This is a genomic window from Paenibacillus sp. PAMC 26794, from assembly GCF_000316035.1.
Classification (GTDB): domain Bacteria; phylum Bacillota; class Bacilli; order Paenibacillales; family Paenibacillaceae; genus Paenibacillus.
Genome location: NZ_ANHX01000004.1, coordinates 245,159 through 264,347 on the forward strand (window position 1 = coordinate 245,159; position 19,189 = coordinate 264,347).

19 protein-coding genes and 1 other annotated feature are annotated in these 19,189 nt (G+C 46.2%); of the genes, 17 read left to right on the forward strand and 2 right to left on the reverse strand.

What is annotated here, in order from left to right; genetic code table 11:
* The first annotated feature begins 1 nt into the window (after nucleotide 1).
* The 9 genes from D829_RS30270 to D829_RS0102805 all read left to right on the forward strand — a co-directional run bounded on the left by D829_RS30270 (nucleotide 2) and on the right by D829_RS0102805 (nucleotide 8,737).
* On the forward strand, nucleotides 2-394 hold the full coding sequence (locus D829_RS30270) for a YlmC/YmxH family sporulation protein (RefSeq protein ID WP_017687310.1): 393 nt from the start codon (nucleotides 2-4) through the stop codon (nucleotides 392-394).
* A gap of 51 nt (nucleotides 395-445) precedes the next feature.
* Nucleotides 446-1,345: a peptidoglycan editing factor PgeF gene (gene pgeF, locus D829_RS0102765; protein WP_017687311.1), complete on the forward strand. Its 900-nt coding sequence runs from the start codon at nucleotides 446-448 to the stop codon at nucleotides 1,343-1,345.
* A gap of 6 nt (nucleotides 1,346-1,351) precedes the next feature.
* Nucleotides 1,352-2,053, forward strand: a complete 702-nt coding sequence (locus D829_RS0102770) for a YggS family pyridoxal phosphate-dependent enzyme (RefSeq protein ID WP_017687312.1) — start codon at nucleotides 1,352-1,354, stop codon at nucleotides 2,051-2,053.
* The gene (locus D829_RS0102775; protein WP_017687313.1) at nucleotides 2,044-2,511 is read left to right on the forward strand and encodes a cell division protein SepF; all 468 of its coding nucleotides are present in this window, start codon (nucleotides 2,044-2,046) and stop codon (nucleotides 2,509-2,511) included. Before D829_RS0102770 ends, D829_RS0102775 begins: the two co-directional genes overlap by 10 nt.
* A 7-nt stretch (nucleotides 2,512-2,518) precedes the next feature.
* Nucleotides 2,519-2,788: a YggT family protein gene (locus tag D829_RS0102780; RefSeq protein ID WP_017687314.1), complete on the forward strand. Its 270-nt coding sequence runs from the start codon at nucleotides 2,519-2,521 to the stop codon at nucleotides 2,786-2,788.
* 15 nt (nucleotides 2,789-2,803) lie between these two features.
* Nucleotides 2,804-3,586, forward strand: a complete 783-nt coding sequence (locus D829_RS0102785; protein WP_017687315.1) for a YlmH/Sll1252 family protein — start codon at nucleotides 2,804-2,806, stop codon at nucleotides 3,584-3,586.
* A gap of 240 nt (nucleotides 3,587-3,826) precedes the next feature.
* Nucleotides 3,827-4,336 (forward strand): DivIVA domain-containing protein, encoded by a 510-nt coding sequence (locus D829_RS0102790; protein ID WP_017687316.1) that lies wholly within the window; start codon nucleotides 3,827-3,829, stop codon nucleotides 4,334-4,336.
* Nucleotides 4,337-4,393: 57 nt separating this feature from the next.
* Nucleotides 4,394-4,687: a binding site (T-box leader), on the forward strand.
* A gap of 426 nt (nucleotides 4,688-5,113) precedes the next feature.
* Nucleotides 5,114-8,212, forward strand: a complete 3,099-nt coding sequence (gene ileS / locus D829_RS0102800; protein WP_017687318.1) for an isoleucine--tRNA ligase — start codon at nucleotides 5,114-5,116, stop codon at nucleotides 8,210-8,212.
* 165 nt (nucleotides 8,213-8,377) lie between these two features.
* The gene (locus D829_RS0102805) at nucleotides 8,378-8,737 is read left to right on the forward strand and encodes a DUF5665 domain-containing protein (RefSeq protein WP_017687319.1); all 360 of its coding nucleotides are present in this window, start codon (nucleotides 8,378-8,380) and stop codon (nucleotides 8,735-8,737) included.
* Nucleotides 8,738-8,768: 31 nt separating this feature from the next.
* On the opposite strand, the gene D829_RS0102810 is transcribed toward D829_RS0102805, so the two are convergent.
* Nucleotides 8,769-9,506: a TraR/DksA C4-type zinc finger protein gene (locus D829_RS0102810; protein WP_017687320.1), complete on the reverse strand. Its 738-nt coding sequence runs from the start codon at nucleotides 9,504-9,506 to the stop codon at nucleotides 8,769-8,771.
* A 221-nt stretch (nucleotides 9,507-9,727) separates the two neighbouring features.
* Between D829_RS0102810 and lspA the strand changes: the two genes are divergently transcribed.
* From lspA to D829_RS0102850, 8 genes are all read left to right on the forward strand, one after another.
* Entirely contained in the window at nucleotides 9,728-10,222 is a 495-nt protein-coding gene (gene lspA / locus D829_RS0102815) for a signal peptidase II (protein ID WP_017687321.1), read from the forward strand.
* A complete protein-coding gene (locus tag D829_RS0102820; RefSeq protein WP_026080969.1) occupies nucleotides 10,206-11,177 on the forward strand; it encodes an RluA family pseudouridine synthase in 972 nt (323 codons plus the stop codon). Before lspA ends, D829_RS0102820 begins: the two co-directional genes overlap by 17 nt.
* Before the next feature lie 110 nt (nucleotides 11,178-11,287).
* Nucleotides 11,288-12,541 carry an LL-diaminopimelate aminotransferase gene (locus tag D829_RS0102825; RefSeq protein WP_017687323.1) on the forward strand — a complete coding sequence of 418 codons (1,254 nt, stop codon included), beginning with the start codon at nucleotides 11,288-11,290 and terminating at the stop codon, nucleotides 12,539-12,541.
* A 203-nt stretch (nucleotides 12,542-12,744) separates the two neighbouring features.
* Nucleotides 12,745-13,635 (forward strand): decaprenyl-phosphate phosphoribosyltransferase, encoded by an 891-nt coding sequence (locus D829_RS0102830; protein WP_026080970.1) that lies wholly within the window; start codon nucleotides 12,745-12,747, stop codon nucleotides 13,633-13,635.
* An 18-nt stretch (nucleotides 13,636-13,653) separates the two neighbouring features.
* Nucleotides 13,654-14,286: an HAD family hydrolase gene (locus tag D829_RS0102835; RefSeq protein WP_017687325.1), complete on the forward strand. Its 633-nt coding sequence runs from the start codon at nucleotides 13,654-13,656 to the stop codon at nucleotides 14,284-14,286.
* Nucleotides 14,274-14,603: an EamA family transporter gene (locus D829_RS0102840; protein ID WP_017687326.1), complete on the forward strand. Its 330-nt coding sequence runs from the start codon at nucleotides 14,274-14,276 to the stop codon at nucleotides 14,601-14,603. The genes D829_RS0102835 and D829_RS0102840 overlap by 13 nt, the downstream gene beginning before the upstream one ends.
* Complete coding sequence (locus D829_RS0102845; RefSeq protein WP_336886750.1) at nucleotides 14,590-14,910, forward strand: EamA family transporter; 321 nt, start codon at nucleotides 14,590-14,592, stop codon at nucleotides 14,908-14,910. Before D829_RS0102840 ends, D829_RS0102845 begins: the two co-directional genes overlap by 14 nt.
* Nucleotides 14,911-14,941: 31 nt before the next feature.
* Complete coding sequence (locus tag D829_RS0102850) at nucleotides 14,942-16,246, forward strand: DUF6080 domain-containing protein (protein WP_017687328.1); 1,305 nt, start codon at nucleotides 14,942-14,944, stop codon at nucleotides 16,244-16,246.
* A 90-nt stretch (nucleotides 16,247-16,336) separates the two neighbouring features.
* Here the strand turns inward: D829_RS0102850 and D829_RS0102855 are convergent, their stop codons facing one another.
* A complete protein-coding gene (locus D829_RS0102855; protein ID WP_017687329.1) occupies nucleotides 16,337-19,012 on the reverse strand; it encodes a YhgE/Pip domain-containing protein in 2,676 nt (891 codons plus the stop codon).
* Between the last annotated feature and the right edge of the window lie 177 nt (nucleotides 19,013-19,189).

The window sequence follows — 19,189 nt, forward strand, 5'->3', positions numbered from 1 at the left end:
AATGAAAGTGAATACGAGCGAAGTAGCGGCACGAGGCATGAAAATCTCGGACTTTCAGACAAAGGATGTCATTAACATTACGGATGGTAAACGCCTCGGTCAGATCAGTGATTTGGAGCTGGATCTGAAACAGGGACGAATTGAAGCGATTGTTGTGCCAGGGTACAGCCGTTTTATGGGTCTTTTTGGCGGGGGAACGGATCTGGTGATTCCCTGGAGAAACATTGTGAAGATTGGTTCAGATGTGATACTGGTGAAGATGGATGAGGTGAAGGAAAATACGTATGACGAGCGTGATCGCGAAGCGCGCCTGTATGATGAACAGCAGCATAACCGCACAGAGCGAGTGGAACGCATTGAACGGTCGGAACGTAATCAGCGTCGAACGATATAAATGAGACAGAATGTGGCTCATTTGGTACACTGGAAGTGGTGAGGTGAGATAATGGAACCCTTTGTATTGGATAAAGAATTACTTGAACAGACCAAGAACCCAAATTCAGATTTCGGTCCTGATCCGTTATTATTATATGTTGAGCCTTGGACACAGCAATTTGAACAGCTGTCAGTCGGGTTTACGACGAGACATGGTGGAGTTGGAAAAGTTCCGTATGCTACGCTTAATTGTGCTTATCATGTGGGGGATGACCCTGAAGTTGTACTTAACAACCGCAGGCTTGTAACCGAGGAGCTTGGTTTTGCAGCAGAAGCATGGACCTGTGGAGAGCAGGTGCATGGCAAACACGTAGCTGTAATTACCGCTGAAGATCGGAGCAGAGGATTACTTGATCGTCAATCTGCGTTGCAGGATACGGATGGATTGGTCACGAATGTGCCTGGTGTGCTGTTGACTTCTTTCTACGCAGACTGTGTTCCGCTTTATTTCTATGACCCTGTGCAGCAGGCTGTAGGTCTTGCTCATGCCGGATGGAAAGGTACAGTCGCGGGTATCGCTGTATCCATGGTGGAGACGATGGAACGGGAGTATGGCAGCCGTAGGCAGGACATTCGAGCTGCAATTGGTCCGTCGATTGGGGATTGCTGTTATGAAGTGGATGAGGCGGTCATGCAGCATGTACGGGTTTGGTTTGATGATTCCCCGGTTAATGATGAATACAAGGATTCTGCTTCTAAACAAGCATATCGAGCCGTGAATAACGGTAAAACGATGTTAAACTTGAAAGAATGTAATCGACACATTATGATGAAAGCAGGAATAATGCCGGATCATATCGAATGTACAACATGGTGTACAAGTTGTCATCCCGAACTATTTTTCTCCTATCGGAAGGAAAATGGTGTTACAGGGCGGATGGCGAGCTGGATTGGGCTGGAAGAGAGGTGACCCTCTGTGTCATTGGAGGAGCGTATACAACAGGTAAATCAGAAGATCGAGGATGCATGTCGGCGCAGTAACCGTCATCGTGATGATGTGAATGTGATTGCGGTCACGAAATATGTCTCACTTGAAACAACGGGATCGGTGCTGAATCATGGTCTTGAGCATATTGGAGAAAACCGGTGGCAGGATGCACAGGCCAAATGGGAAGCTTTTGGTCAGCAGGGTACCTGGCATTTTATCGGTCATTTGCAGACGAATAAGGTCAAAGACGTGATTGGCAAGTTTCGTTACATACATTCACTGGATCGTTTGTCATTGGCGAAGGAGTTGGATAAGAAAGCAGCTTCACTTGGCATCCAAGTGGAAACGTTTTTGCAGGTGAATATTTCGGGTGAAGAGAGCAAGTATGGCTTACAGCCTGAACAGGCAAGTTCTTTTTTGCGTGATATTCGTTCGTTCAACAATCTCAAGGTCGTCGGCCTGATGACCATGGCACCTCATGAGGAAGATCCGGAGCTGACGCGTCCCGTATTTCGTGGATTGCGTGAGCTGAGAGATCAATTGAATGGACAAGCCCTTACAGCAGAGCCATTGACTGAGCTGTCAATGGGGATGTCCAATGATTTTGAAGTGGCCATTGAAGAAGGTGCAACCTGGGTACGGCTAGGATCGATTCTCGTAGGAAAAGAGGAGGGTTCACGATGGGCGTAATGAATAAATTTATGAATTTCCTCGGACTTCAGGAAGAGGAAGAGATTGTAGAACGTGAACGAATGGCTGCGCAGGAGGAAAATGAGTCTGAACATCAGGAAGCTGAAACCTCCAGTCTCGATAAACGTAGAAACCAAAGGGGGAATAATGTGGTGAGCATTCATTCCCAGAAAAATGTTAAAGTTGTCCTGTATGAACCGCGTTCTTATGACGAGGCTCAGGAAATTGCCGACCATCTGCGTTCGCATCGTACCGTTGTGGTGAACTTGCAACGAATTCGCCAGGACCAAGCGCTGCGTGTTATTGATTTTTTGAGTGGCACGGTATATGCATTGGGTGGCGGTATTTCCAAAATCGGCGGAAACATTTTTCTCTGTACGCCAGATACGGTTGAAATTCAGGGATCAATTACGGAAATACTGGCTGACAGCGAGCAAGATTATAACAGAATGAGGTGAGCCGTTTTTGGAGTCGTTAGTTAATATTTTGGGTTTTGCATATCAAATTTACTTTTACATGGTCATCGTCTACATATTGATGTCATGGCTTCCCAATGCACGGGAAAGCTTTATCGGTGAATGGTTGGGCAAATTAGTGGAACCATATCTAAGTCCGTTTCGCCGATTTATACCGCCTTTGTTCGGTGTGCTGGATATTTCCCCGATTGTGGCGCTGATCGTTCTGCAACTTGCGCTTAATGGGCTAATCTCCATACTCCGGTATTTTGCATATTAGGGTAGGGTGACATAGATGAGCGGTGAAATTTACGAACATTTTAGCCATGATGAGCGGGATTTTGTAGACAAAGCTTCGGATTGGGTTGAGCAGGCAGGTAAGTATCATGACATGAAGCTAACTGACTTCCTTGATCCTAGACAGGTTTTTATCTTACAGACTCTTGCCAATCGCCGTAACGACGTTCAGATTCGTCTGGATGGTGGTTACGAGGCTGCTGAACGCAAGCGTGCGCTGGTTGCACCTGATTATATGTATCTGGATGATGAGGATATGGGAATGCAGGTGCTCAGTATCACGTCTGATGATCAGAAAATCTCGGAGCTGGAGCATGGGGACTATATGGGTTCCCTGCTCGGGCTTGGGATGAAACGTGGAAAGATCGGAGATATCCAAGTGCTGGAGGACGGTTGCCATACAGTGGTGGCGGCGGAAACCGGCGCTTTTTTATCGCTTCAACTGAATCAGGTGCATCGGTTACATGTGTTCACAGAGTTACTTCCTTTGGATCAGATGCGATGGTCAGAGAGTAAACTGGAGACGATGGACATTACGGTCGCTTCTCTTCGTTTGGATGGAATCTGCGCAGATGTGTATCGGCTTAGTCGCAGTAAAGTGCTGGTGCCGATCAAAGCTGGTCGCTGCCGTGTGAACTGGAAGGTTGAGGAAGATCCCTCCAAATCGCTAAAAGACGGTGATGTCGTATCCATTCAGGGATTTGGCCGTTTCAAGGTTATGGAACAGGATGGGATGACCAAAAAAGGGCGCTGCCGAGTGAAAATCGGCAAATTTGCCTGAGTCTGTTGCAGGAAAATCCGCTTTCTTGTCGAAATGTTTATCATAAAGGTGTAGAAAATACGCGGTGTATCCGATAAACATTAAGTCAAAGCTTTACATGAACGTTGGAGGATGCAATTCTAATCCTGCATTCCGTATACGTTGCCAAGGTTAGGCATCAACGATACGGCCCCTTGGGTGGTACCCATATGCTACAAACCTTCTCTGGACGGGAAGGAACTTTAACAGGAGGTGGACAGCATGCCATTAACGCCGCTGGACATACACAACAAGGAATTTTCCCGACGTTTGCGCGGGTATGACGAGGATGAAGTCAATGAATTCCTGGATCAAGTCATCAAAGATTACGAAGGCGTCATTCGCGAGAACAAAGAGCTGAGCAATCAGTTGCTGTCCGTTCAGGAAAAGCTGGATCATTTTTCTACAATTGAAGAAACGCTTAGCAAAACGATCATCATTGCGCAGGAAGCTGCTGATGATGTGAAGGGTAATGCGAAGAAAGAAGCGCAGTTGATCGTGAAGGAAGCAGAGAAAAACGCAGACCGGATCGTGAACGAATCGTTGGGCAAATCTCGCAAAATTGCTTTGGAAGTGGAAGAACTGAAAAAGCAGGCCTCGATTTATCGTGCCCGTTTCCGCACGCTTGTTGAAGCGCAGCTTGAACTGTTGACTCAGGATGGTTGGGAAGTGCTGGAGAGCCGGGAGCAGGAAGTGCGTGACCGTGAGCGGGAGATGAAAGAAATTTATTAGTCTGTCGCCTGGTTGACTTTTGTCTGCAAAGAGGCTATAACTATATTCATAATGAATAGTGATTCCATGACGGGTTCAGTACGTTATGATCTCATCCCTCAGAGAGTTGGTGGTTGGTGCAAACCAATGGATGAGTTATAGCCGAATATCTCCCCGGAGAAGTGACGCTGAAGCGGTGATCTTGATTGCCGTGTGTAAGCCGAACCGTAAGCCGTACGTTATAACGGCACCCTGCCGTAGTTTAGCGGGGCATAAGCGCTGTTGATGACAGAGCATACTCAGGCTTTGCCTGGATGTGGTTTGTGATGAACAGAATTAGGGTGGTAACGCGAGTATAGCCTCGTCCCTTTCCAGGGACGGGGTTTTTTTGTGTCCAAAAAAGGCGAACGCCCATGAGGCCCGAAGGGACCTCAAGGAGAGAGCCGATCCGCCGCGGGAGCGAAGCACCCGGCACACGGGTTCGCCAAGGCGAACGCCCATGAGTCCCGAAGGGATCTCAAGGAGAGAGCCACCCGCCGGGGGAGCGAAGCACCCGGCAACACCCGCCTCGCGGTAAGGCCATGCGGCGTTCACGCAGGGAACAGCCGCAAAATGGCCGCCACTACGCACATCCACCCCTCGCCCATAAGCGCCACCGATCCTCCAACGACAACCCATCCCGGGTGTCCAGAGGGCGGAGCGCCTATGGGGTCCCCCTTGGCAAGGGGGATTTAGGGGGATTGAAACGCTTTTTGTGGACGGTCCACAATCCAACCAAAGAAAGGGAAGATAATCATCATGCAACGAGTTGACGTCAAAGAGAAGGCACGTGCCAGAGAATTACGCGTGTTAGATAAATGGAAAACGGAGAATACATTCAAAAGATCCATCGAAAACCGGGAGGGCAAGCCAAACTTCGTATTTTATGAAGGGCCGCCTACAGCAAACGGTAAACCGCATATCGGTCACGTACTGGGACGGGTAATCAAGGATTTCGTTGGACGGTATAACACGATGAAGGGTTACCGTGTCGTTCGTAAAGCAGGTTGGGATACACATGGTCTGCCTGTAGAACTGGGTGTACAGAAGAAGCTTGGTATCTCCCACAAGTGGGAAATCGAAGATTACGGCGTGGAGAAATTCATTAACGAATGTAAAGCGAGCGTATTCGAATACGAGCAACAATGGCGTGATTTGACAGAAGGCATCGGATATTGGACGGATATGAATAACCCGTATATCACCCTTGATAACAACTACATCGAGAGTGTATGGAACATCCTGGCGACGATCCATGAGAAAGGCCTGTTGTATCGGGGTCATCGTGTGAGTCCGTATTGCCCATCTTGCCAGACAACACTGAGTTCCCATGAAGTTGCACAAGGGTACAAAGACGTTAAAGATCTGAGTGCTACAGCGAAATTCAAACTGAATGACAGCGGAGAATTTGTACTGGCTTGGACGACAACACCTTGGACACTGCCTTCACACGTTGCACTTGCCGTGAATCCGGATATGGACTACTCCCGTGTTCGTCAAGGTGATGAAGTGTACATTATGGCAACCAATCTGGTTGAGAAAGTGATGAAAGATGCCAAGGGCGAGTATGAGATCATCGGTGCACTGAAAGGTGCCGACCTCGTTGGCAAAACATATGATCCTCCTTTCAACTACGTACAGGCTGAGAAGGCCAACATCATTCTGGGCGCAAGTTTTGTAACGGATGCAAGTGGTACGGGTATCGTACACATGGCTCCTGCCCATGGTGAAGATGACTACCGTGTGTGTCGTGAGAATGGTATCAGCTTTGTGAACATGGTGGACTTGGAAGGTAAATTTGTCGCTGAGGTTACTGACTTTGCCGGACGTTTCGTGAAGGACTGTGATATTGATATCGTGCGATATCTGTCTGAGCATGGACGTTTGTTCAGCAAAGAAAAATATGAGCACAGCTATCCATTCTGCTGGCGTTGTGATACACCACTTCTGTACTATGCAATGGACAGCTGGTTTATCCAAACAACAGCCATCAAGGACCAATTGATTGCCAACAACAGTGAAGTGGATTGGTACCCGGGTCACGTTCGTGAAGGTCGCTTCGGGAAATTCCTTGAGGATCTGGTGGATTGGAACATCAGCCGTGATCGCTATTGGGGAACTCCACTGAACATCTGGGTATGTGAGGAGACTGGCGAACAATTTGCTCCACACAGCATTGCAGAGTTGCGTGCCCGTGCGGTAGGAGACGTTCCTGAAAATCTTGAATTGCATAAACCGTATGTGGATGACGTTAAAGTCATAAGCTCTTGTGGCAAATATGAAATGAAACGTACACCGGAAGTGATCGATGTCTGGTTCGACAGCGGCTCCATGCCGTTTGCCCAGCAGCACTATCCATTTGAAAATAAAGAAGTATTCGAACAGCAGTATCCTGCGGATATGATCTGTGAGGGAATTGACCAGACACGTGGCTGGTTCTACAGCTTGCTGGCGGTTTCCACCCTTTTGACAGGCAAAGCGCCTTACAAAGCGGTTATGGCTACAGGACACGTTCTTGATGAGAACGGACAGAAGATGTCCAAATCCAAAGGTAACGTTATCGATCCTTGGGAAGTGATTGAAGAATACGGTACAGATGCATTCCGCTGGGCTTTGTTGTCTGACAGTGCACCGTGGAACAGCAAACGTTTCTCCAAAGGTATCGTAGGCGAAGCAAAATCCAAAATGGTGGATACGCTGGTCAACACCCATGCATTCCTGACGCTTTATGCTACCATTGATGGATTTGATCCACAGGAGCACCCGTTCCAACTGTCCGCACACAAGCTGGATCGCTGGATTCTGTCGAGACTGAACAGCCTGATCCTGGTTGTAGAAAAAGCGTTGCTGGTTAACGACTATCTGAACTCTTCCAAAGCGATTGAAGCATTTGTCGATGAGTTGAGTAACTGGTATATCCGTCGTTCCCGTGACCGTTTCTGGGGAAGTGGCCTGACAGACGATAAACTGGACGCTTACCGTACATTGACTGAAGTACTGGTGACTACTGCGAAGTTGGTTGCTCCGTTCACACCGATGCTGGCAGAAGATATCTATCTGAACCTTGCAACAGGTGAGAGTGTGCACATGGAAGACTATCCGGTAGCTAATGAATCGCTGATTGATGCAGCTCTGGAACAAGATATGGAGACGGCTCGCCGCGTGGTTGAACTTGCCCGTAACGTTCGTAACGAAACAGGCATCAAGACACGTCAGCCACTGTCGGAATTGATTGTTTCCCTGGATAAAGGGTTTGACCTGGCAAGTTATGAAGAGATCATCAAGGAAGAGATCAATGTAAAAGGAATCCGTACGGAGCATAATGATGCGGAATTCGTTGACTTTACATTGAAGCTGAACCTGAAAGTTGCAGGTAAGAAATACGGTAAAAACGTAGGATTATTGCAAAACTTCTTCAAGGGAATGTCGGCTGATGAGACGCGTAAAGTGGTTTCGGAGGGTGTGCTGAACATCGTTTCTCCGGAAGGCGAAGAGCTGCAAGTGACGAGCGAAGAATTATTGGTTGATAGAAAGGCCAAATCAGGTTTTGCTTCAGCATCAGGTTACGGTCTGACGGTTGCGCTCAATACCGAAATCACGCCAGCATTGGAACAGGAAGGCTGGGTCCGTGAAGTGGTTCGTGCTGTGCAGGATACCCGGAAACGACTGGACCTGCCAATTGAGAAAAGAGTACGTTTGACACTGGATGTGGATGCTTCCCTTCAGGAAGCTATTCAGGCGTTTGATGATGTATTGCGTGAAAATGTTCTCGTAACCGAAGTGACATTTGGCACAAATGAGGCGATGGAACGCGTTGAAGCCGGAGGCAAATCGATCGGTATTTACATCGAAGCGTAATTCGGAGCATGTCCCATTCAACTAGGACAGAATATAGAGTATAAACCAACGAGCCGCAGAGGCAGGGACATATTCCCTGTATCTGGGCTCGTTTGTTTTTTAGGCAATAAGGCAATGATTCTATAGTGCAGTCAATCTATATTGATCAAAGGAACTGACCAAAACATGAGCGAACATGACAAGCAAACCGCATCCACTTCACAACAATCAACATCAGATAATCTGAATTCCCATGACAAAATTGAAGAGTTACATACCCTGACGAACCGTCTGGCTAATGAACTGGAACGTTCACGAATTGCGCAATACACAGAATTGCTGAACAGGCCATGGAAATTGATTGGACTTAACCTGTTGTCTGGAGCCGCACGGGGTGTGGGGATTGCGATTGGGTTTACCTTTTTCGCAGCAACGATCATTTACGTTTTGCAGCTACTTGGGGCGCTCAATCTTCCCATTGTTGGAGACTACATCGCTGATATTGTGCGCATTGTCCAGCGTCAGCTTGATATGAACACGTACTAAGCGATTAAAGGTGAATGATATAAGAGTGCATTTAGTACATGTCATCCGTCTCTATATCCGGTTCTAACAGACCCTCGCCCTCACGGTTCTCCAGATACTGGCGATATTGCCGATTCCGCACGATGGAGACGTCATGACCATAGATGTCCGTTGCAACAAAGCTTTCGTACGCTTCAACGCAGCCTTCCACTTCATCGGTGGCTTCAATGGCCATAACATCATAGCTGTCGATATCGCGTCCTTCAGCCATGGCTGGTGAGTTCGATGTGCCCCAGCTCTCAACAATCTGCCAGGTGTCTTCACCATCGAAGCCATTTTGATCATCACGCTCGTCCAGACTGGTTCGACCAAATGCCGGGGCAAGGAATTCTTCCTCTATAGGACGGTTCTCAGAGACAACGGTTTCGGGTTGATGTTTTTTGCAATATTTCGTGTAGGGAACAGCTTCCATACGTTCATAAGGGATGGGTTGCTGGCAGACCGCACATGTACCGTAATGTCCTTCTTCGATGGAGTGCAGTGCAGAATCGATTCGCTCCAATTGGAATTCATCATGTTCCAGCAGGGCAATATCTTTCTCGCGTTCATACACCTCCGTGGCTAAGTCGCCAGGATGGTTATCAATCGGTGATAATTCACCTGTCTGTAGTTTAAGGGAGTCTCCAAGGCCATAATGCTCGTTTTCCGAAAGTCTATGTTCAATATCGCGCTTATCGGACATCAGTTGGGAACGTAAAAATTGCAGTTGTTCGTTAGTAAAATGTGACATGATTTTCCCCTTTCTGCTTTCATGCTGGAATCCGGATTTTGACTCTATTGTAGGATGTGCCATTGAGGGCAAGATTACAGAAGGGAAATGTTATCGTTTTTGCCATAAGCATTGCGATGTAGCGCGTCGTGGACGATTTCCAAACAGCTGTGCTACAATAAACAAGTCTGGCGTAAGCCTGGTATCGTTTGGAAAAGACAAGAACGGAGTGACAAACAAACGTGGTGTATTATATCCTCGCTTTTATCGTATTTTTATTGGATCAGGGAACCAAGTATCTGATTGCAACCCGGATGGAACTCAGAGAAGAAATTCCGGTCATCGGCAATTTCTTTGTCATCACATCACATCGTAACTCAGGAGCAGCATTTGGCATTCTGCAAGACCAGCGTTGGTTCTTTATCGTGGTTACGTTGATTGTGGTCGTTGCCTTGATTTGGTATTTGCAAAAGGTAAAAGATACCCCGCACAAATTGCTGCCTGTGGCGCTTAGTTTGGTGCTTGGTGGAGCAATTGGCAACTTCCTTGACCGGGCATTGACTGGAGAAGTTGTAGATTTTGTACAACTTAATTTTGGAAGTTATACGTTTCCCATTTTTAACATCGCCGATTCGGCAATCTGCATCGGTGTAGGGTTGATCATAGTGGAGACATTGCTTGAAGGACGGCGCGAAAAAGCAGCCGCGAAGATTGAAGGGAATGAACATCATGAGTAATCCGAATAAGGAACAGATTAACGACGAAGAACTAATGAATGGCAATGAACGTATGGAATGGACCGTTGCCGCTGAACATAAAAAAGAACGAATTGACAAATATATTACGGAAGCCGTGGATAACGTATCTCGCTCCCAAGTTCAATTGTGGATCGGAGACGGAATGGTTACGGTAAATGGTGCTGTCGTCAAAGCCAATGCCAAGTTATCCGAAGGGGATCTGATTGAGCTACAGATTCCAGAACCGACTGCTGTGGAGATCGTCGCCGAAGATATTCCGCTGGAAGTGGTATATGAAGACAGCGACCTGATCGTGATTAACAAACAGCGTGGTCTTGTGGTGCATCCAGCACCAGGACATACGTCTGGCACACTCGTCAATGCACTCATGCACCACTGTAAAGACCTTTCCGGGATAAATGGAGAGTTGCGCCCGGGTATTGTGCATCGTATCGATAAGGATACATCAGGCTTGATCATGGCTGCCAAGAACGATCGTGCCCATGCATCACTGGCTGCTCAGTTGAAGGACCATACGGTGAACAGACGGTATATTGCGCTCGTTCATGGTCATCTTAATCATGATCAAGGGACCGTTGATGCACCGATTGGACGCGATACCAATGACCGCAAAATGTATACAGTCACGGAACGTAACAGTAAACATGCCGTTACGCATTTTACCGTTACAGAGCGGATTAATGATTACACCTTGCTGGAATTGAAACTGGAGACCGGACGTACCCACCAGATCCGGGTTCACATGAAATTTATCGGTCACCCGCTTGTAGGAGATCCAACTTATGGACGGAATAAAGGCATCAAAATGCAAGGACAGGCTCTTCATGCGGCCATTCTTGGATTTGTGCATCCAACAACGGGAGAATACCTTGAATTTTCAGCTCCGATTCCGCAAGATATGGAAGACGTGCTTGCCTCGCTACGCAGTCGTTAACAGCTCCAAAAAAGTACAAATGTTCGGATACTTTGTCCATGGCTTTGATCACGCAAATGCTTCATATTAAAGTGTAGAAATTTGCGTCAAATGAGGAGATGAACAACGTTATGAGTATCGATAAATATCAAGAAACTTACATTCAGACTAATTTTGCCGACCGTATCGGTGGCTCCAACTATGGTAAAGACACGAACATTTATAAATTCGAGAAAATCAAACGTGCCAAAGCTTCGGCCAAAAAAGATTTTCCCGATGTGGAACTGATTGACCTTGGTGTAGGTGAACCGGACGAAATGGCTGATGCAGGCATTGTAGCTGCACTTGCAGAAGAAGCTTCCAGACCTGAGAACCGTGGTTATGCCGACAATGGTATTCCTGAATTCAAAGCTGCTGCTGCTTCTTACCTGAAAAACGTATTCAACGTAGAAGGTATCGATGCAGATACTGAGATCGTGCACTCCATTGGTTCCAAACCGGCTTTGGCGATGATGCCTTCATGCTTCATCAATCCGGGTGATGTGACCATCATGACCGTTCCAGGTTACCCGGTTATGGGTACACATACGAAGTATCTGGGTGGAGAAGTGTTCAACATCCAATTGACGAAAGAGAACAACTTCCTGCCTGATCTGACGGCGATTCCGGAAGACATCGCAAAACGTACGAAGTTGCTCTACCTGAACTACCCGAACAACCCAACAGGCGCAAGCGCGACGGTAGAGTTCTTCACTGAAGTCGTTGAGTGGGCTAAGAAATACAATGTTGTGGTTGTACATGATGCTCCATATGCAGCATTGACGTATGATGGCAAAAAACCGTTCAGCTTCCTGTCGGTACCTGGAGCGAAGGATGTCGGCGTAGAGCTGCACTCTCTATCCAAGTCCTACAACATGACGGGTTGGAGAATCGGATTCGTAGCGGGTAACCCGCTTGTAGTCAAAGCATTCAGCGACGTGAAAGACAACAATGACTCCGGTCAGTTCATCGCGATTCAAAAGGCTGCTGCTTATGGATTGAATCACCCTGAAATTACGGAAAAAATTGCAGAGAAATATTCCCGCCGTCACGACATGCTCGTTGCCGCATTGAACGAACTGGGCTTCCAAGCTGAAAAACCTAAAGGTTCCTTCTTCCTGTATGTTGAAGCACCAAAAGGTGTGGTTGGTGGACGTCGCTTCGAATCCGGCGAAGATTTCTCCCAATTCCTGATCCGTGAGAAATTGATCTCATCCGTACCTTGGGATGATGCGGGTAACTTTGTTCGTTTCTCCGTAACCTTTGAAGCGAAGGGTGAAGAGGAAGAAAAACGTGTTATTGCTGAGATCAAACGTCGTCTGAGCGACGTGCAATTTGAATTTTAATCGCAGTACCCAATAGTTCAATCATGTACTAACGAAGAGACCGGATACGGTCTCTTTTTTTATGCCCATATTAGATTTTTTTCATTTACTCCCTTTACAAAATTATACAAGCAACATATGATTAGATCTTTACGTTATTTGTTATATACAGAAGTTGTTGTTGAAGGGAGTTATTACAATTGTTATCATCACGAACAAGTACGGTGTCCTCACGGGCTACAGGAACAGGCAGTACAGTGTCAGGATTAATCAGATTGTTAAGACCCAAACAGTGGACTAAAAATCTGCTGTTATTTGCTGCGTTACTATTCTCTTTTGAGGAGATTCGGACTGAAACCATTCTTGCGACGTTGCTTGGTTTTATTCTATTTAGCCTTGTTGCAGGCTGTGTTTATATTTTAAATGACTTTGTAGACCGGGACAGGGATCGGCAGCATCCGGTGAAAAAGTATCGTCCTATGGCTTCTGGGCAGGTGAATCCGAGTCATGCTTTGTTGTTTGGCATTATTCTATTAATCCTTTCCGTAGGAACGGCCTTCATGATGAACCCTCTATTTGGGGTGTTATGTATCGTCTATTTCCTGTTGAATGTATCGTATTCATTTGTGCTGAAACATCTCGTTATCCTGGATATGATGACCATTGCAGCCGGCTTTGTACTTCGTGCCATTGCAGGTGGTGTGCTGATCCATGTGCCATTCACACCGTGGTTTTTGATTTGTACCATGCTGTTGTCGTTGTTTTTGGCCATTGGCAAACGCAGAAATGAACTTACGTTGCTTGAGGGAAATACGGGATCACACCGTAAAGTTTTGGATAACTACTCTATTACTTTACTGGATCAATTCAATACGATTGTGACGACAGCTACGATTATCAGTTATTCCCTGTTCACATTCACTTCAGATCGAACGATTCATCTCATGTGGACGATTCCATTGGTCATTTACGGCATGTTCCGTTACCTGTATCTGATCCACATGAAGAACCAGGGAGGTTCGCCCGATCGTGTGCTGTTTGAGGACAAACCCATATTAATTACGGTTACGTTGTATGTGATAAGTGTTATTACAATCTTTGCAATCTTTGAATAAAGGCTGAGGGGGATCAGGGTGAAAAGCACGAAAGTCGCAATTTTTGATATTGATAAAACGATCATACGCAGTGATTCCATGTTTCAATTTGTGCATTACGGTGTTCGCCGTTACCCGTGGCAGGTATGGAGATTACCTGTCATCGCATTACATACCGTGTTATTCAAGGCAGGCTTCATGACGGTTGAACAAGTCAAACGATCCTACTTTCAAGAAATTGAGCGTATGTCTGAAAAAGATCTCGAACATTTCTTTGATACCCGCTTGCGTACGTCCATTTTTGCCGAGGCCAGTGTAGAGATGCAACATCGCAAAGAAGCAGGTTATCATGTCTTGCTGGTAACTGCATCTCCGCATGCCTATATGAAATACTTTAAAAATTTTCCCTGGGTGGATCATGTAATTGGAACTGAACTTGTCCGTCATGAGAATGGTTACACATGCAGAGTTGATGGCAGCAACTGCAAAGGGGAAGAGAAGGTACGCCGAATTCAGGCTTATCTGAGTGAGAAGAATATGGTCATTGATTATGACCAGTCATGTTCCTACTCGGACTCCTTATCCGACCTTCCAGTCATGCAGCTTGTAAGTCAACGATACTTTATTAACAAGCGTGTTCCGGACATGGAGGCATTAACGTGGGGGAAATAAAATCGCGTCATACTGGTAAATGGTTGATGCTCGTTTCCGCTTTTCTGACAGCAACGGGTCAATTGTTCTGGAAATGGGGACTAACCGAGTGGATCTACCTGGGTGTTGGTTTTCTGTGTTATGGACTTGGAGCGATTTTGATGATTAAAGCTTTTGCTCTGGAAAAACTCTCTGTTGCTTATCCTCTGATGTGTGCCAGCTACGTATTTGCCTTAATCTATGGATATTTTTTGCTTGGGGAAGAAATTACGGTGCAGAAGCTGGCAGCAGTTGTGTTGCTTGGAATCGGGGTGACATTAACCAGTGTTGATCGATAGCTGGATGGTTGCCGTATTAATTGTCATGACGTTGTGTGGTGCACTGGGCGGGGCTGGACTGAAAGCTTATGCATCCAGTCGTAATCGTCTGCATGTACTCATGGGGCTTGGATTCTACGGAACGGGTGCGTTGCTGAATATTGTATTGCTGAAGTTTCTTCCATTAACCGTAGTGTTGCCTGCGAACGCATTAACATATGTCTGGACTCTCATCATAGCGCGGCTGGTATTTAAAGAGACAGTGGGCCCTTTACGCTGGATAGGTGTGGCATGTATTATGGGTGGCTTACTATTACTGGTATTTTAGAACTTAATTAATCAGGATGTGAAATGAAAGCATGAACTTTTTAGATTACTTATTTTATAATCGCAGAGCCAACTGGACAGCCTTTTACCTGTTTGCGGGATTTGCTCTGTTCTATGGTTTGATGAACGGCTTGTATGTTCTGTACATTGAAAATAATGCAGAGATGCTTGGGGCGTATAGCCCATTTAATACGACGCTGTTTCCGATCAATTTATTCAACTTTGATCCTTCCATGTATTATGGGGACAACAGTTCTTCCGTGATCCATCCGCTGATTTCCTTTCTCGCAGTCACCCTTGCGGCTGTAGCGAAACTTCTGGGCGGCAACTGGTTCTTTCTAGTCCTACAATCGCTGGTGAATGCGGGTTCGGTGGTGCTGGCGTATCTGTTCCTGAGTCAAAAAGAAGATAAACCGACCATCGTACCGCTGCTGTTCGCCTTACTGTTTGGTTTCAGTTCCTACTTAATGTTTACTGCATTGATTCCAGACTCGTATCCTTATGTACAGTTCGTTATTCTGTTCTCAGTGGTTTACATGCAGTATACTCGTGAGCGTCAGGACGTACGTTATGTACCCAATGCATTGCTTGCATCGATTAACTTTGGACTAACCTCGACCAATATCGTACCATTTGCTGCTGCCATATTCTTCAATATGCATGTATGGCGCAATAAGACGAATTTGAAAAAATACATCGGCATCATGGCAATGGCGGTTCTGATTATTGTTGTGTTTACCGGCATTCAGTATGTTGCGTTTGGAGGCCGGAGCTGGGTTAGTAACTGGCTGTTGGGCATTCAAAATGGTGGAACCAGCTATGCAACGCCATTCCAGTTCGCTGTTCACTGGAAAGCATTGAACATGTTAACGATTAATCCGATGCTGACACCGGATATGCATTTACTGGACCCGGGCATGGCAGCCTTTGTTACGGATCTATCCCGTTCCAATCCAATCTATGTGCAGATGACAGGTATCTTTATTTTACTACTGGCATTCATGGGCTTCATTAAGGGCATTCGTGAACGTGAAGTGTGGACCCTTGTGCCATATATTTTGTTTGCCTTTTTGCTTCATGTCGTCGTGGGCTTCGGTCTAGCTGTGTTTCAATACGATATGTACCTGTATGCGGGGCACTATCTGTTTGCGTTCTTCCTGTTGGGTGGAGGTTTTGTGATCAGCCTTCGTCCGGGATTGGGGAAAAAAGTGGTTATAGGCTTGATCATGTTATGTGTTATCGTCACGGCAAGTAACAACATCTATCGCCATGTAGAAACATTAACAACAATTAAACAATCCTATAATCAGCTGGAACAGGAACGCTCAGTCAAATAGTCAAATGTATCGATTCACATTATGAAACGAGAAAAGGCCATTGGATGGAAAGTCCAATGGCCTTTTCTTATTTAGTGTTGAGCAAATGAGTTAAGCAATAATTTTGGTCTTCTTGGCATTCTCGGCTGAACGTTTGGTGAGACTGCTGAGTGGACGTTTCAAAGCGAGAGCAACAATGAGACTCAGCGCGATGAACATACACAACCACAGAATATCCTTGATGGCAGTAGACCACAATATGCCGCCGACCGACTCACGCAGCAGACTGATCGCATACGTGAAGGGCATGAACGGATTCAATGCTTGGAAAAAGGGGGATGTCATGCTGATCGGGAACGTACCACCCGAGCTGGAGAACTGGAACACCATGAAGATGATCGCAATCCCTTTTCCGATATTCCCAAATACGGATAGCAGAGTGTACGTTATGGTGACAAATACGGCACTCACCAGCATGGCAAACAGGACAAACCACAGTTTATCTGCGACATAAGTACCCAGGATTAATATATCTCCCAAGGTGACGCATACCGCTTGGAGCAATCCAATCGTTAGAAAAGTAGCAAGACGTCCGAGATACAACTCGTATCCCCGGAACTTGCCATCCGGATTCTCGGCTTCAGCACGAAGCAGGGATATCAGCAGCGTTGAACCGACCCACAAGGACAAGACGCCGTAAAATGGCGACATGGCCGATCCATAATTCGGAATTGGGTAAAGCTGCTGTTCCTTGATTTGTACCGGACTCGAGAGGAAAGCACTCTCTTCCTCAATATCGCCGCGCAGTAGCTTGGCAAGTTCCGCAAACTGGTTATTACCTTCGACTTCCCTAAGCTTGTCTGCAGCCTTGGTGATGGCACTTTCCAATGCTGGCAGATCATCACGTACCAGCGTGGCAACACGATGTACTCCTTTTTCGACCTCCGGAAGCTGGTTCTGGACAAAATCGGATGCCTTGCCTATCTGTTTCTCGGCATTAGGCAGATCATTACGAACAAAATTAGCTGCTTCGTTCAGTTTGTTTCCCAGCTTGGGCAGATCGTTTCGAATTAATGAAGACACTGTGTTCAAAGCTTGGATAAAACCTTCACTTTTGTTCGCGAGTGTTTCTGATATCTCATGGATCTTAGATTGTATTTGAGGCAGTTCGCTCTGGATTTTTGTCAACTCGGCCTGCCCAAACGTAATTCCTTCTTTGGCAGATGCAAGAATGTCCGCAATATCCGGAATACGATCTTTTGCTCCTTGTAGAGTTTCTGCTGAAGTGGAGAGGATGGACCTGAGCTTGTCCGCACCAGCTGCAAGTGCAGGCGATATTTCACTTTCGTAAGTGTTCAAGAAATTGCCAATGCCGCTGCTAATGTCCTTGGAGAGCGTATTTAACTGAGCGATGACGTCTGCGGGCAGAGTTGTATTACGACGCATGGCATCACTGATGATACCAGCCAAGCGGATCTGCAACTGAAGTTTATCTGAAATGGAGTTCAGTTGTGTGATTTTATCGGCAAGTGGTTGGCTTGGAAGCAAGTTATTGATGTTGCCCAGTAGTTCTGCCATACTGTCCACGAGTTTTACCGCAACCCCTAAACGTGAAGCAATCCGGTCGAGATCTTCTACTGTAGGAAGGTTATTAAGATCCGAATTTTGCAATTGTGCAAATACGTCTCCTGTAGCGTTAGTAATCTGCTGCACCAGCAGCAGATTTTGGCGGATCGTCGGGCCAATTGTCTGAAAAGCTTCTTCACTGGAATCCACAAACTGATTTAATCCCTCTGCAAGCTCAATCCCGTTGCCAGCGATTTGTGATACTTTGTCCAGATCTTGTTCTGCTGCCGTTACGATAGACAGAGCTTTGTTGGTTTTATCCAGCGCCGTTTGGATGACATCTGATACCTGGCCAAATTTTTCATCCACTTCTCGAATGCGTTCTACCGCTTTTTGTATATCCGGTATCCGCCCTTGAATAGCCAGCACTTCGGAAGCCGCATCATTAATTTGTGGCCAATACTCCTGCACCTTGAGCACATACTGTGCTGCTTCATTGATTTCAGGCAGTTTTTTCTCGATTTCAACGATCTTTTGAGCATCTTTTACAATCTCGGGCATGGCTTTTTCTACTTCCAGAACCTTTTGACCTGCGGCTTGAATAGCCGGAAGATTTTTCTCCAGCGTAAAAATGCCATTCTCCATTTTGCGTAATGTTGGAAGCTGGGCGTTAATTTCAACCCCGGCTTCTTTCAACTTTGTTAGAACGGCCTCACTGACGGCTTCGGTGAAATTCTCATTGATTTGTGTTGTTATGGCAGATACACCAGAGCCTGTGATTTTAGGAGCAATGGCATTCACCTTCTCATTAACGGTATAGATTACCTCTGGGCGCTCCAGCTTTCCGTTAACGATACCTGTAATTTTGGACGAAAAGTCTCCGGGAATGAGCAGGTTTGCATAATAATCTCCTGTTTGTACACCCCGACTAGCCTCGGTCCGATCTACAAAAGTCCAGCCCAGCTTTTCATTGTGTTTGAGGCTGGATACCAGTTCATCTCCAATATTGACGTTGGTTCCTGCAACAGTCGCACCCTTGTCCTCGGTTGTCACCGCAATTTTGATCCCTTGGGTATTACTGTACGGGTCCCAGACGGATTTCACATTGACCCAGTCATACACCCCGGGGAGTAAAATAATAGCGATAATTAGAAATATACCTGTGGGAACCTTCAGAATATGCAACCAGTCTGTTTTGTAAACGTGCCATATGTGACGCATGACTTCCTCCTAAATGTTAATAAATGTAGGGCTTTTCTTATTTCTATGACTCATATTTGTGAATCGTATGTATATCGGCTTTATTGCAGCATCTATGAATGAGTTCATGTTTATAAACTGTACCCATTTCACTTGGACCTAATTCAGAGCCTTCATATATTCCGTAAGAGGAAACTC